A 13614-nucleotide genomic window follows, 5' to 3' on the forward strand; every position below is an offset into this window, starting at 1 on the left:
CATTAAGATGGAACTGGCAGACTACGAGGCGTCTGCAAAAACTGCACGGCACGCGGGCCAACATCACGTCAGCCTGACGCAGCATCCATTGTGGGAGGGGGCTTGCCCCCGATAGCAATCTGTCAGTCACTGAATCAGGAGACTGGCCCACCGCTATCGGGGGCAAGCCCCCTCCCACATTAGATATGTGCCAAGGCTTGCGCGAGGTCCGCGCGCAAGTCCTCCACGTCCTCGATCCCCACCGACAACCGCACCAACCCATCGCCAATCCCCAATTGCGCCCGCGTCGCTGCCGGGATGCTGGCATGGGTCATGATCGCCGGGTGTTCGATCAGGCTTTCCACGCCGCCGAGGCTTTCGGCCAGGGCGAAGAGTTTGACGTGTTCCAGGAAACGCCTGGCGCCGGCCAGGTCGCTGTTCAATACCACCGAAATCATCCCGCCAAACCCGCGCATCTGCCGACGTGCCAGGGCGTGCTGGGGGTGCGAGACCAGGCCCGGGTAGTGAACCCGCGTCACCTGCGGTTGGTGTTCGAGCCAGCTCGCCAGGTCCAGTGCATTGCTGCAATGGCGCTCCATGCGCAGGGCCAGGGTTTTCACGCCGCGCAGGGTCAGGAAGGCGTCGAACGGCCCGGCGATGGCGCCGACCGAGTTCTGCAGGAAGCCCAGGCGCTCGGCCAGTTCGGGGTTGTCGCCGACAATTGCGATGCCGCCGATCACGTCGGAGTGGCCATTGAGGTATTTGGTGGTGGAATGCACCACGATGTCGCAACCCAGCTCCAGCGGGCGCTGGATCCACGGGCTGGCGAAGGTGTTGTCGGCCACGCAGAGGATGCCGCGGGCGCGGCAGATGCGCGCGATGGCGCTGAGGTCGGTCAGGCTCAGCAGCGGGTTGCTGGGCGTCTCGACCCAGACCATGCGCGTGTCGTCCTGCAACGCGGCTTCAAACGCCTGCACATCGCTCAAGTCGACAAAACTGAAACGGTGCCCGGCGCTGCGTTGGCGCACCTTGTCGAACAGGCGGAAGGTGCCGCCATACAGGTCGTTGCCGGAGACGACATGGCTGCCGGCATCCAGCAACTCCAGCACGGTGGAAATCGCCGCCAGCCCCGAGGCAAAGGCAAACGCCTGGCGGCCGCCTTCCAGGTCGGCCACGCAGCGCTCCAGGGCGAACCGCGTGGGGTTGTGGGAGCGGCCATAGTCGAAGCCCTTGTGTACGCCGGGGCTGTCTTGCCGGTAGGTGGAATTGGCGTAGATCGGCGGCATCAGCGCGCCGGTGGTCGGGTCGGGCGATTGCCCGGCGTGGATCACACGGGTGGCAAACGCGCTTTTATCGGGCTGACTCATGCAAGGGATCTCCGCAGGTGATTGAGCAGGTCGACACGGGTGATCAGGCCATGGAAGCCCGACGCGTCTGCGATGATGGCGACCAGGCCGCGATCCAGCTCCGCCTGCAACTCGGCGAGGCTGGCGCTGGGGTCGAGCGTGTGTACGGTTTCGGTCATGGCGCTGGCGACGATCATGGAAAAGTCCGCGGCGTCGTGGTGCAGGCCCAGCAGGATGTCGGATTCGTCGATCACACCCACCAGTGCCTGGCCGTTCACCAGCACCGGCAATTGCGAGACATCGGCCAGGCGCATGCGCTGGAAGGCGGTGAGCAGGGTGTCGTCGGGGCTGACGCTGATCACGCGGCCGTCTTCGAAGCGCCGGGCGATCAGGTCGCGCAGGTCGCCGTAGTGCTTGTAGTGCAGCAAGCCCGCGTCGCTCATCCATTGGTCGTTGTAGACCTTCGACAGGTAACGCGTGCCGGTGTCGCAGACGAAGCTGACCACGCGCTTGGGCGCGGTCTGTGCGCGGCAATAGCGCAAGGCTGCGGCGAGCAGGGTGCCGGTGGACGAGCCGCCGAGAATGCCTTCGGCCTTGAGCAACTGGCGGGCGTGGTCGAAGCTCTCTTCATCGCTGATGGAATAGGCGTGGCGCACGCTGGACAGGTCGGCAATCGAGGGGACGAAGTCTTCGCCGATGCCTTCCACCGCCCAGGAACCCGGGGTGACCAGGGTGCCGCTGCGGCTGTATTCGGCCATCACCGAACCGACGGGGTCGGCCAGCACCATCTCCAGCGCCGGCTGCACCTGCTTGAAGAAGCGCGTCAGCCCGGTGAGCGTGCCGGCCGAACCGACGCCGACCACAATCGCGTCGAGGTCATGCTCGGTCTGTGCCCAGAGCTCCGGCGCGGTGCTGGTTTCGTGGGCGAGCGGGTTGGCCGGGTTATTGAACTGGTCGGCGAAGAACGAGCCCGGGATGTCCGTGGCCAGGCGCGCAGCCACGTCCTGATAGTACTCGGGGTGGCCTTTGCCGACATCGGAGCGGGTGATATGCACTTCGGCGCCCATGGCCTTGAGGTGCAGCACCTTTTCGGTGGACATTTTGTCGGGCACCACCAGCACCACCCGGTAGCCTTTCGCCCGGCCCACCAGCGCCAGGCCCAGCCCGGTGTTGCCGGCGGTGGCTTCGACAATCGTACCGCCGACGCGCAGGCGGCCGTCGCGCTCGGCGGCGTCGATCATCGCCAGGCCGATGCGATCCTTGATCGAGCCGCCGGGGTTTTGCGATTCGAGTTTGAGAAACAGCGTGCAGGGGCCGGTGTCGAAGCGGCTGATCCGCACCAGCGGAGTGTTGCCGATCAGTTCAAGCACGGCGGGGCGGGCAAGCGTGGGCATGTCGTCACCTGGGTGTAGGGTGGGGGGACAGCAAACGGCAAAGCGTGGCTTGGAACATAGGCCGCTATTGCACGGGTCGCAACTTCGCGGTCGGCCGGCTGTCTTTTTTTGGCGCATGAGCGAAGGCTCGGTGCGCCATCGGTGGGCAGTCTTGCCGCGCCGCCTGGGCGCGAACCCGCGCAATCGTTGGGTGTGCGCAGCTGGCCCGGGGTTTGCTAGAAACAAATCCAAACTTGGATACAAGATGGAGGCCCTTATGCACAGCGTTATCGGCTGGACCCTCGGCGAATGGCGTGAGGCCTATCGCAACGGGACGATCACCCCGGACATCGTGCTGACCCTGGCCGCGCAACACGCCGCCGCCGACAACGCCTGGATCGCCCGCGCGCGGCCTGAACAACTGACGGCGCAGTTGGCGCAATTGAGCGAGCGGCTGGCGGCGGTCGGTGGCGATATGACCCAGTTGCCGTTGTATGGCGTGCCGTTTGCGATCAAGGACAACATCGACGCGGCCGGTTGGGAGACCACGGCGGCGTGTCCGGAATTTGCCTACGCCCCGGCGTCGGATGCGAGCGTCGTCGCCAAGCTGCGTGCGGCCGGTGCGATCCTGATGGGCAAGACCAACCTCGATCAGTTCGCCACCGGCCTGGTGGGCATACGCTCGCCGTATGGCGCGGTGGCCAACAGCTTCAATCCGGCGTATGTCAGCGGCGGTTCCAGCTCCGGTTCCGCCTCGGTGGTCGCCCGGGGTTTGGTTGCGTTCTCCCTGGGTACCGACACCGCCGGCTCCGGTCGGGTGCCGGCGGGGTTCAACAATATCGTCGGGTTAAAACCCAGCAAAGGTCGCCTGTCCAATACCGGCCTGGTGCCTGCGTGCCGCACGGTGGATTGCATCTCGGTGTTTGCCCTGACCGTGGAAGACGCAGAATCCGTGGCGCAAGTGGCCGAAGGCTACGACGCGAGCGACGCCTATTCCCGCGCCAACCCCCATACCGCGCCGGTGGCGGTGGGGCGTGCGATCAAACTCGCTATTCCGGCGACCCTGGAGTTCTTCGGCGATACCCAGAACCAGGCCGTATTCGAGCAGGCCGTCGAGCGCTTCAAGGCGTTGGGTGCGCAGATCACCCCGGTGGATTTCAGCCCGTTCAAGGCGCTGGCGGACCAGTTGTATTTCGGCCCATGGGTCGCCGAGCGCACGGTCGCCCTGCACAGCATGCTTGAACAGCAGCCGGACGCGATCAACCCGGTGGTGCGCGGCATCGTCGAAAACGGGCTTGAGTACAGCGCCTGCGACGCCTACAAAGCCGAATACCTGCGCGCCGACCTGAGCCGGCGCATCAACGACACGCTGGCAGGCTTCGACGCATTGCTGGTGCCGACCTCGCCGACGATTCGCACCCAGGCCGAGATGGCGCTGGAGCCGGTGCGCTACAACTCGCAATTCGGCTATTACACCAACTTCACCAACCTGGCGGACCTGTGCGCGCTGGCGCTGCCCGCCGGCTTGCGCGCAGATGGCTTGCCCAGCGGCATCACCTTGTTGGCGCCGGCCTGGCATGACACGGCCCTGGCCCATTTGGGCAAGCGCTGGCAAGCCGGCCTCGGCCTGCCGCTGGGCGCCACCGCGCGCGAGTTGCCCGCACCGGCCGCACCAACCCCAGCGCCCGGCAGCGTGCGCCTGGCGGTGGTCGGCGCGCACCTGAGCGGCATGCCGCTGAATTTCCAACTGACCACGCGCAATGCGGTGCTGGTGGAGCAAACGCTGACCGCCGACAGCTATCGACTCTACGCGCTACCGGGCACGGTACCGCCCAAGCCGGGGCTGGCCAGGGCGGACAGTGGCCGCTCGATCATCGTCGAGCTGTGGGACATGCCCATCGCCCGCTTTGGCGAGTTCGTCGCCGAAGTCCCCGCACCGTTGGGCATCGGCAACCTGAGCCTGACCGACGGGCGCAGCGTCAAAGGCTTTATCTGCGAACCCTGGGCCCTGGCCGATGCGCTCGACATCACCGAATTCGGCGGCTGGCGCGCCTTTATCGCGAGCCGGGGCTAAGCATGCCGGGCTCAACCCTGAAAAATCCCAAGGCGCGCCCCGACAGCCTGGCCGAACGCATCTACGCGCAGCTCAAGGCGGATATCTTCGACTTTCGCCTGCTGCCGGGCGACCGCTTCAGCGAAGGCGAAGTGGCCGAGCGCATGAACGTCAGCCGCACCCCGGTGCGTCAGGCGCTCTATCGTCTGGAGAAGGAAGGTTACCTGGAGGTGTACTTCCGCAGTGGCTGGCAGGTGAAACCGTTCGACTTCACCTACTTCGAAGAGCTGTATGACCTGCGGATCATTCTGGAACTGGCGGCGGTCAACCGTTTATGCCTGATGGATGAACCGCGCCCTGCGCTGTTGCAAGGGTTACAGGCGATCTGGCAGGTGGAGGAGGGCGAACGCCAGCAGGACACCCAGGTGGTGTCCGCGCTGGACGAGCGCTTTCACTGCGCCCTGGTGGAGGCCACCGGCAACCGCGAAATGGCGCGCATGCACTACGCCATTACGGAAAAAATTCGCATCATCCGCCGGCTCGACTTTACCCAGGCTTCGCGGATCGCGGCGACCTACGAAGAACACGCGCAGATACTCGACGCTATCCTGCAACGGCGCGGTGAAGAGGCGCAGCAGCTGCTCAAGCGGCATATCGAACTGAGCAAGCAGCAGGTGCGCAACATCACGCTGCACCGGTTGCAGGTGGCGCGGGACACTCAATCAACCGGCTTCACAGCAACGCTTGCAGACGGCTGACGGTGGCATCGCCGGCCCGCTGCATCGGTGCGCGCAATTCACTGCCGATCAGCCCCTGCAAGGCCAGCGCCGCCTTGACCGGTGCCGGGTTGGGCTCCATAAACAACGTATCGATCAACGGCAGCAACTGGAAAAACGTCTGCCGCGCCTCGCTCAACTGGTTATCCCGCACCTGCTGCCACAGCGCCACGAACCGCTCGGTGTGTACATGTGCCGACGCTGCGATCGCCCCACTGGCGCCAAGGCACAACGCGTTAAAGATCTGGATGTCCTCGCCACACAGCACATCCACCGCCCCACTGGCCAGCAGCGCCAGGGTATTGCCCAGGTTACCGCCACAGTCCTTGACCGCGACGATGCGCGGATGGCCGACGATGTTCAGCAGCGTGACCTGTTCGAAGGTCGCGCCGGTGCGATAGGGAATGTCATAGAGAATGATCGGCACACTGGAGGCGTCGGCCACCGTGCGGAAGAACGCTTCAAGGCCGCTCTGGGACGGACGGATATAGCTGGGCGCCGGCACCAACAGCCCGGCCACCGGGCGTTTGAGGATTTCGCCCTGGAACTGCAACAGCTCAATCTGGTTATATCCCGCCAGGCCCATCACCACGCGGTGCGCCGGCACCCATTGCAACACCGCATCCAGCACCGCCAGTTGTTCCTGGCGGCTCAACGCCGCGGCTTCGCCCGTGGTGGTGCAGACCATGATCCCGGCCACGTGCTTTTCCAGCAGATGCTCGACCAGCCGGCGCAGGCCGATAAAGTCGATGGCGCCGTCATGAAACGGCGTGACCACGGGAACCCAGATACCTTGAAACGCTGACATGCACTCTCTCCTGATGATTGACCGATTAAGTCACCGTCAGAAGGGCAGAAGGAATTGTGCAAGGGCAGCGTGTCCGTCGCGCTCAATGTCCTGTCAGCTCATCTGACGGGACAGCGCGCCCCGGTCACATGAGCGACTGTTTCTTCGATTTGAGGGCGCGCGCAACGCAACCTTGCGCCTTGGCGATCAAGCCAATGACGGAAAGGTTAACGAAAGACGTTGCAAGCATGAGCTGACACACCCTGAATGAGGGCTCCATCTTCAGGGTGTGTGAGTAAATGTGTCAAGCCCTGCGTAGACACCGGCAGGTTGCACGGCCCAGGCACTTGAACGGTGCCTGGGCGGTGAAACGATCGTTGTCGGTCAGGGATTAGCCACTGCGGCCTCAATCGCGGCAATGTCGATCTTGGTCATGGTCATCATCGCCTCGAAGGCTCGCTTGGCCGTCGCCGGGTCGGCATGGGTCACGGCGGCCGACAACACACGCGGCGTGATTTGCCACGACAGGCCCCACTTGTCCTTGCACCAACCGCAGGCACTGGCCTGGCCACCGTTGTCGATGATGGCGTTCCACAGCCGATCAGTCTCGGCCTGGTCATCGGTAGCCACCTGAAAGGAAAACGCCTCGGTGTGCGGGAATGTCGGACCGCCATTCAGGCCGAGACACGGGATGCCCAGCACGGTGAACTCGACGGTCAGAATGTCGCCCTGTTTACCTGCTGGATAATCCCCCGGCGCGCGGTGTAACGCCTTCACCGCACTGTCCGGGAAGGTCTTGGCATAAAACGTCGCAGCGTCCAGGGCGGTGCCGTTGTACCAGAGGCACAGGGTGTTTTTGTTGTTCATGTTCGGTCTCCACGGTGAATGGGTGTGTGGAGTTTAGATCAGGGTGAAGGGCGGATGCGGTGTTGCGAACCGAGTACCGCGGCCTCGCTGACAGGCGCATGCTGCGCCATCAGCTGCGCGACCCAATCGATGAACACGCGCACCTTGATGCTGATATGCCGGTTCGGCGGAAATGCCACGTAGATCGGCATCGGATCGAGACGCCAGTCCTTGAACAGGGGCACCAATTCGCCGCGTGCTTCGTAGGTCGTGGACATGTACTTGGGCAGCCAAAGCACACCCAGCCCGGCCAGGCCGGCCGCGAGGTAGGCGTTGCCATCGTCGACTGCCAGCGCATAGCGACCTTTGACCTGTAGGCTCTCAGCGTGGTTGCGCATGGAGTAGGGCAGGGCTTTACCGGTGCGCGCCCACAAGAAGCCGACGATGCGGTGTTGCGAATCTTCCAGCTCCCGCGGATGTGCGGGGATACCGACGCGGGCCAGGTAGCTCGGTGCGGCGAAAACGCCAAGCTGGAGGTCGCCAACCTTCCGGGCCATCAGCGACTGATCCTTTATCTCGCCGCCGCGCACCACGCAATCGATGTTCTCACCGATCATATCCACGATCCGGTCGCTGACGCCCATGTCGATCTGGATGTCCGGGTAGCGCAGGTAAAACTCGGGCAATGCGGGGACTAGAATCATGCTGGCCAGCGGGCTTGGCACATCCACTCGCAATCGCCCCCTGGGCAGTGTCGAGGCGCCGGACAGGCTGGTCTCGGCGTCGTCCATGTCGGCCAGCAGTCGTAACACTCGCTCGTAATAGACTGCACCGTCGGCCGTGACGTTGACTTTGCGCGTGGTGCGGTTAAGCAATTTAACCCGCAACCGTGCCTCCAACTGCTGTACCAGTTGTGTCACGGTGGTCTTGCTCATGTGCAGTGTTTCGGCCGCTTTGGTGAAGCTGCCAGCTTCCACCACGCGAGCAAACGCCTGCATCGCATCAAAACGGTCCATTGCTAACCCCCCGCTCTCGATTGGATTGTTTGGATTTTACAAACAGTGCTAGCTAGGGTTGCGTGTTTATCGCCCAGGTACAAGTCCATACAGTCTCTGCATCGTTAGTTCCGGGTCGGCTTTGACCCATTGATGGAGGCACCTATGACGCAGCGTGATGTTGTTTTTCCACCTGGACGCCAAGCGCTTTACGAGCGCAATCGCTATTCGCCGGCGATCAAGTCCAATGGTTTTTTATTTGTGTCGGGGCAAGTCGGCAGCGACGAAGACGGCTCGCCCGAACCCGATCTGGAGGCCCAGGTCCGACGCGCGTTCACCAACCTGAATGCAATCCTGGTCGCTGCTGGTTGCACCTTCGACGATGTGATTGACGTCACCGTCTTCATCGTCGATCCCGAGTCGACGTTCGAGACGATCTGGAAGGTTGTGCCGGAGTTCTGGGGCCGGGCGCCACACCCGACGCTGACCGGCGTGGGTGTCACATGGCTGTATGGTTACCAGTTCGAGATCAAGGTGATTGCCAAGCTGCCGGAAGGCACCGGGGGATGATCTGGCCAGTGATTACGCAAGGGCGCGGTACCGAAAGCGGTTCATCCTGAACCGTTGGGCTGTGACAGCGCGCACGTCACACCACCGCAGTTGCAAGCGTTCTGGAACGCCAGGCTAAAGCCAACACCATCAGCAGCCCCAGCCCCGCCATTGCTGCTCCGGCCAGGGAAATCGCCGGATAACCCAGCCCGGCATTGATCACCGCTCCGCCCAGCGCCGCACCAATCGCGTTGCCTAAGTTGAAGGCACCGATGTTCACCGCCGAGGCCAGATTGGGCGCGTCCTTGGCCGCTTCCATGACGCGCATCTGCAGCGGCGGCACCAGGGCGAAGCTGGCGATACCCCATATCAGGATGGCAACGGCGGCCGGCAGCGGCCAACGCATCAGTACGGTGAACGCGAGCAAGACGAGAATGAGCACGCTCAGCGAAACGATCAGGGTGCGATCTATCGAGCGGTCGGCGGCCTTGCCGCCCCACATGTTGCCCAGCGTCAACCCCACACCGAACAGCACCAGCATGGCGGTGATGTAGGCGGTGGACGCGTGGGTCTCGCTGCTGAGAATCGGCGCGATGTAGGTGAAGACGGTAAACATTGCCCCCGAGCCGACGACAGTGAGGGCCAGTGCCCCCAGCACCGGGCCACGGCCCAATACCCGAATTTCGGCCAGTACGCCGCCGCTTTGCGGCGCCGGCAGGTTGGGCAGGGCGAACCATAACGCTGCCATGGCCACCACACCGAGGCCGGTAATCCCCCAGAATGCGCTGCGCCAGCCGAACAGTTCGCCGAACCAGGCGGCCAGCGGCACACCGCCGATGGTCGCCAGGGTCAGGCCCATGAACATGGCCGCAACCGCTCCGGCACGTTTCTGCGGGGCAACCACGCTGGCGGCGACGATGGCGCCGACGCCAAAGAACGCGCCGTGGTTCAGTGAGGTCACCACCCTGGCGACCATGAGGCTGTAGTAATCGGTCGCCAGGGCTGACAGCAGATTTCCCAGTGTGAAAATCGCCATGAGTCCGATCAGCAGATAGCGCCGTGGAATCCTGCCGGTGGTCAGGGTCATCAGCGGCGCGCCGAGCAGTACGCCCAGGGCGTAAGCGCTGACCAACAGACCTGCGGCGGGAATGGAAACACCGAGATCCGCCGCGATGCCCGGCAACATGCCCATGGGGGCGAACTCGGTAACGCCGATGCCAAAGGCACCCATGGCGAGTGCGACAAGTGGTGGATTGATACGCATGGAAGGCTCCTTATCTATGCCGCCAATGCTACGATTCAGCCTTTTCAGGCGGTAGATAGCATTTTTGGCAATCACCTTTGCGTAAGGGGCACAAATGGACTTCAACGGCAGATCGGGTGAAATGGGCGTGTTCGTCAGCGTGGCGCAGGAAGGCAGCCTGTCGGCCGCCGCGCGGACATTGGGGCTGACACCCTCGGCGGTCAGTCGGATTATCGCCCGTACTGAACAGCGTCTTGGCACTCGGCTGCTGTTGCGCACCACCCGATCGCTCACCTTCACCGCCGAGGGCGAGGCGTTCCTGCGCGGCGCCCGGCGCATCCTGGCCGACATGGCCGAGGTCGAAGAAGCCATCGCCGACCAGGGCGTCCCAAGGGGGCGATTGCGCGTCAGCGCCGCGCTTGGTCATGGGCGGCTGGCCATCGTGCCCTTGGTGGCGGCATTCAGCGCACGCTACCCGAACATCGTCGTCGACCTCACCCTCGGCGACGAAGTGGTCGACATTCTCGGCGGCCAGGCCGACGTGGCGGTACGCTTTGGTTATCTGCCCGACAGCCCGCTGACCGCGCGCAGGATCGGCGCCACCGGCCAGGTAGTGGTGGCATCGCCCGCGTATCTGCAGCGCCACGGCATCCCCCTGGAACCGGAGGATCTACTGCGGCACAACTGCCTACGCTTCAACTTCCGACGTGCCGAACCCAACTGGCCATTCATCCGCGACGGAAAAGCGTTTTCCCTGAAGGTCAGCGGCAACATCGAATGCAGCAGTGGCGAAGCGCTGGCCCAACTCGCGCGAGTAGGTGCCGGCATTGCGCGTATCGGCGAATTCAGCGTGAGCGAGGACCTGCAGCGTGGCGATCTGATACCGCTGCTGGAAGCCTGGAACCCCGGCGACGAGGAACCGATTCATGCGGTGTTCGTGGGTGGCTCGGCAATGCCGGCGCGGGTGCGGTTGTTCGTGGACTTCCTGCTGGAACAGCATCGGATGTAGGTGCTGGCGTTAGCTGATCCTTGCGGATACTCGCGCGATGCTGTTTGCATTAAGCAAATAGTGACCAACACTCGAATCAAAACTCATTCGAGTGCTAAGAGAATGCTGCGCAGCAGCTGGCGAAGTACCGAACATGAATTGTATTCGACCGCCGAGCAATAAACTTATTGGCTCGGAAGTGGTCGTTCTGGGTGAAATGCCGGGGCCAACCGCGAAGCACTGTTTTAGCTGCGCTTAAGCGTGACTTTGTTGTCCGACTCACTCACTATCTTATAGTTGCCTCTTAACTTTTTTAACACGCTAAGGCTTCTCACCGAAACGGCCATGGAAATAGCCGCCGAAGTTGCTGCAGCCCCTAGAACGCTGAGGGCTCCGCCTGACCCGGCAACCGCTGCGAAGCCAGCAACCGGTGTGGCAACACCACCCGTACCGACGGTGGCTATGACGCCATAAAAGACTATGCATATAGAACCAATGGCTACAGCCCATGCAACCGTGCCGGTAGCCTTTATCCGAATGGTTTTTTTTGCAAGATCGCCTTCAATCACGATGGTGTCTTCATTGCGGTTTACCGCGTCGGCTAGTTCTTTCTCTGTCGTTACGCTCATTGCTTGTCCTTCGTTTTTTTATTGCCGGCAATAATGAACCCGATGATCAAAAAAAGAATAATGATCGGTGGAAAAGCTACGCACAAAGCGATTGCGCCAAGTAGCAGCAGCCCGCCGATTATCACGCCTACCATTTCCCCTAAAAGTGGAAGCAATAGCTTGAACATAACGACGGCTAAAATAATTCCGGCTATTACGACAATAATCATGTGCGGCCTTATGTGGGTTGTGTTGGTTTTTAGAATATGTTTGTCGGGTCTGCACTAAAGGCCGTACCCCGGAATGATCCGGAAATCGTCGATTGAGCATCCATGTTTGTCGCGTGAGTTTCTGATCTTCCAGTTTGAAATCCCATCGCGATCCTGCGTACTTTGCTTGTCTGATACTTGGTTGGGCTTCTAAAATCCCCCTTCGCACGCTCAGGTTGTCGGCTGTCGCCCATCATTCTTTAGTTTTAAGGCATCCCTGCCAGTCATTCCCAATCCTCTCAATGATTAATGATCTGCACTTCGCGGTACTCAAATAACAGTTTGAGGTGTCGAGGGCGAGGCACAGCCATTGAGCACGCTAGGGTTAGAGCAGCCCTTCGTTATTCAGCTTCAAGCGCGCATAGAAGAGAATCGCAACCGCGGGAATCAAGGCCGAGTAGCCGGGCTTGACTGCACTTTTCAGGTTCGTAACCGCCGCCTTGATGCGCTCGGTCGAAACCAGATGAGTGAGGGAGGGCAGTCGCGTTGCAGATGCCAGCGTTAACTCCTTGTTCTTACTGGTCAGCGTTGAGTGCGCCTTGCGATACACAGGGGCAGGTGCGCTAGGGGTCGAGAAGTAAGACGTAACGGTCAGGCTTGCCGCCAACGCATCGACCTGCTCAAAGTAAGCTTTCTCGGACATGACCTCCAAATGCTGGACAATGTCCTGTTTTGACGCGAGTACATGACCCTCACCGAAAGAAGAGTGGAAGCATTTGCTGATGAGCAACCCCTCCATCTCAATCACCCGAGCACAATCGTGCAACTCGTCTACCAAGTCGTAGTGTTCTGTCAGCATGAGCAGGATCTGTAGATACTTGAGACCGCGTCTACGCGCCAGGTTGGCCAAGCAGTGGCCGCCCAGTAGTTGGAATTCCTTGGTCAGCAGATACAGTGAATGGTCGGTCTCAAGGGTCGTCCAACTGCTGCTACGCAGGTGCTTGGCGACTTGATTGCGGATTCGATCGCTGGTCAGTTCGAGCAGGTCATAAATGAAATGGTCGGTCACGACCGGATCGGGATTCTTGATGATCAGTTGGGGCTGATTCAACGCCGGCAGGCCACTTTTGTAGCCATGGAAGCCTGATGCCCTGAGTACTTGCTCCAGACGCGGCCAATAGTCTGTATGACCGAAGGACTCCATCCGAACGTTTTTGCAGTTACCGATTGGCTGGCGACCCGCGCTGCTTTCGCCCATATTCAATCGCAGAACGTCGTCATCTTTTGAGTAAGCATTGTACAGCCTGCAGTTTGTGCGCTTGCGGATGGCTCGAGCCTCGTCTCCCGACAATTCGGCAGCCGCCGCCATCAACAACACATCGCCAATTTCAAGATCGTGATCAGTTGGCCTGTCGAGCAGATCGAGTAGCGCACTCACGACGACCCGCCCGCCGAGCGAGTGCCCGACCAGATTGACCCTCGACACGTAGGGGTGATGTTTGAGCAGGTAGCTCTCAAGTTGCGAGAGCAGTGTCTTGCCCATGGCGGTGGCGCGCTTGCGGCTGGTGTTGAAGTGGACGGCGCGATCGGCCACTGCTGCCGCGGTACCCGCGAAGATGTTTAACCGAGCCATTGCCGCCACGCTACTGCTGGATAACTTATCGAACTGGCTCCAATGACCGGAAGGCCAGAACGCAAAGATGTTGATGCACTCGTGGAGGGATGACGGGATACATTTGCTCAGCGCGCACCGGTCTTCTATATCGTGGCCGGCTGAGTAGCCGTGGATAAAGATGTTGGCGACCTCGCCGGAGCGGTGGGGCAGGGTCAAGAACTTGAAGTTGTGGCTCACGCGACGTCCT

Annotated in this window: 13 protein-coding genes; 4 read left to right on the forward strand and 9 right to left on the reverse strand. The window is 61.7% G+C overall.

Going from position 1 to position 13614, the window contains the following annotated elements:
• Positions 1-179: 179 nt before the first annotated feature.
• Positions 180-1346 (reverse strand): cystathionine gamma-synthase, encoded by a 1167-nt coding sequence (locus tag INT12_RS17525; protein ID WP_193041141.1) that lies wholly within the window; start codon positions 1344-1346, stop codon positions 180-182.
• A complete protein-coding gene (locus INT12_RS17530) occupies positions 1343-2719 on the reverse strand; it encodes a pyridoxal-phosphate dependent enzyme (protein WP_193058946.1) in 1377 nt (458 codons plus the stop codon). Before INT12_RS17530 ends, INT12_RS17525 begins: the two co-directional genes overlap by 4 nt.
• A 256-nt stretch (positions 2720-2975) precedes the next feature.
• Between INT12_RS17530 and atzF the strand changes: the two genes are divergently transcribed.
• Positions 2976-4772, forward strand: a complete 1797-nt coding sequence (gene atzF / locus INT12_RS17535) for an allophanate hydrolase (RefSeq protein WP_193041012.1) — start codon at positions 2976-2978, stop codon at positions 4770-4772.
• Positions 4773-4774: 2 nt separating this feature from the next.
• The gene (locus INT12_RS17540) at positions 4775-5509 is read left to right on the forward strand and encodes a GntR family transcriptional regulator (RefSeq protein WP_102617022.1); all 735 of its coding nucleotides are present in this window, start codon (positions 4775-4777) and stop codon (positions 5507-5509) included.
• Here the strand turns inward: INT12_RS17540 and dapA are convergent.
• The 3 genes from dapA to INT12_RS17555 all read right to left on the reverse strand — a co-directional run bounded on the left by dapA (position 5484) and on the right by INT12_RS17555 (position 8176).
• The gene (gene dapA / locus INT12_RS17545; protein ID WP_193041013.1) at positions 5484-6335 is read right to left on the reverse strand and encodes a 4-hydroxy-tetrahydrodipicolinate synthase; all 852 of its coding nucleotides are present in this window, start codon (positions 6333-6335) and stop codon (positions 5484-5486) included. The genes INT12_RS17540 and dapA overlap by 26 nt on opposite strands.
• Before the next feature lie 363 nt (positions 6336-6698).
• Positions 6699-7181 (reverse strand): VOC family protein, encoded by a 483-nt coding sequence (locus INT12_RS17550; RefSeq protein ID WP_193041014.1) that lies wholly within the window; start codon positions 7179-7181, stop codon positions 6699-6701.
• Positions 7182-7219: 38 nt separating this feature from the next.
• Positions 7220-8176 (reverse strand): LysR family transcriptional regulator, encoded by a 957-nt coding sequence (locus tag INT12_RS17555; protein ID WP_193041015.1) that lies wholly within the window; start codon positions 8174-8176, stop codon positions 7220-7222.
• 144 nt (positions 8177-8320) lie between these two features.
• Here INT12_RS17555 and INT12_RS17560 point away from each other — a divergent pair, with 144 nt between their 5' ends.
• Positions 8321-8725, forward strand: coding sequence for a RidA family protein (locus INT12_RS17560; protein ID WP_193041016.1), 405 nt, complete (start codon positions 8321-8323; stop codon positions 8723-8725).
• A 76-nt stretch (positions 8726-8801) separates the two neighbouring features.
• On the opposite strand, the gene INT12_RS17565 is transcribed toward INT12_RS17560, so the two are convergent.
• Complete coding sequence (locus INT12_RS17565) at positions 8802-9968, reverse strand: MFS transporter (protein ID WP_193058947.1); 1167 nt, start codon at positions 9966-9968, stop codon at positions 8802-8804.
• A gap of 94 nt (positions 9969-10062) precedes the next feature.
• Between INT12_RS17565 and INT12_RS17570 the strand changes: the two genes are divergently transcribed.
• Positions 10063-10956 carry a LysR family transcriptional regulator gene (locus tag INT12_RS17570; protein WP_017846409.1) on the forward strand — a complete coding sequence of 298 codons (894 nt, stop codon included), beginning with the start codon at positions 10063-10065 and terminating at the stop codon, positions 10954-10956.
• Between the two features lie 224 nt (positions 10957-11180).
• Here INT12_RS17570 and INT12_RS17575 read toward each other — a convergent pair whose 3' ends face one another.
• From INT12_RS17575 to INT12_RS17585, 3 genes are all read right to left on the reverse strand, one after another.
• Entirely contained in the window at positions 11181-11564 is a 384-nt protein-coding gene (locus tag INT12_RS17575) for a hypothetical protein (protein ID WP_046486046.1), read from the reverse strand.
• Positions 11561-11773 (reverse strand): hypothetical protein, encoded by a 213-nt coding sequence (locus INT12_RS17580; RefSeq protein WP_046486048.1) that lies wholly within the window; start codon positions 11771-11773, stop codon positions 11561-11563. The genes INT12_RS17575 and INT12_RS17580 overlap by 4 nt, the downstream gene beginning before the upstream one ends.
• A gap of 364 nt (positions 11774-12137) precedes the next feature.
• Positions 12138-13604 carry a DUF726 domain-containing protein gene (locus INT12_RS17585; RefSeq protein ID WP_193041188.1) on the reverse strand — a complete coding sequence of 489 codons (1467 nt, stop codon included), beginning with the start codon at positions 13602-13604 and terminating at the stop codon, positions 12138-12140.
• Positions 13605-13614: the final 10 nt, after the last annotated feature.

The organism is Pseudomonas sp. K8, assembly GCF_014889455.1.
Lineage (GTDB): Bacteria > Pseudomonadota > Gammaproteobacteria > Pseudomonadales > Pseudomonadaceae > Aquipseudomonas > Aquipseudomonas veronii.

Bases quoted from the DNA above. Each gene is read 5' to 3' on its own strand.
- atzF (WP_193041012.1), top strand. From the start codon at position 2,976: ATGCACAGCGTTATCGGCTGGACCCTCGGCGAATGGCGTGAGGCCTAT.
- INT12_RS17570 (WP_017846409.1), top strand. From the start codon at position 10,063: ATGGACTTCAACGGCAGATCGGGTGAAATGGGCGTGTTCGTCAGCGTG.
- INT12_RS17550 (WP_193041014.1), bottom strand. From the start codon at position 7,181: ATGAACAACAAAAACACCCTGTGCCTCTGGTACAACGGCACCGCCCTG.
- dapA (WP_193041013.1), bottom strand. From the start codon at position 6,335: ATGTCAGCGTTTCAAGGTATCTGGGTTCCCGTGGTCACGCCGTTTCAT.
- INT12_RS17580 (WP_046486048.1), bottom strand. From the start codon at position 11,773: ATGATTATTGTCGTAATAGCCGGAATTATTTTAGCCGTCGTTATGTTC.
- INT12_RS17565 (WP_193058947.1), bottom strand. From the start codon at position 9,968: ATGCGTATCAATCCACCACTTGTCGCACTCGCCATGGGTGCCTTTGGC.
- INT12_RS17540 (WP_102617022.1), top strand. From the start codon at position 4,775: ATGCCGGGCTCAACCCTGAAAAATCCCAAGGCGCGCCCCGACAGCCTG.
- INT12_RS17560 (WP_193041016.1), top strand. From the start codon at position 8,321: ATGACGCAGCGTGATGTTGTTTTTCCACCTGGACGCCAAGCGCTTTAC.
- INT12_RS17575 (WP_046486046.1), bottom strand. From the start codon at position 11,564: ATGAGCGTAACGACAGAGAAAGAACTAGCCGACGCGGTAAACCGCAAT.
- INT12_RS17555 (WP_193041015.1), bottom strand. From the start codon at position 8,176: ATGGACCGTTTTGATGCGATGCAGGCGTTTGCTCGCGTGGTGGAAGCT.
- INT12_RS17530 (WP_193058946.1), bottom strand. From the start codon at position 2,719: ATGCCCACGCTTGCCCGCCCCGCCGTGCTTGAACTGATCGGCAACACT.
- INT12_RS17525 (WP_193041141.1), bottom strand. From the start codon at position 1,346: ATGAGTCAGCCCGATAAAAGCGCGTTTGCCACCCGTGTGATCCACGCC.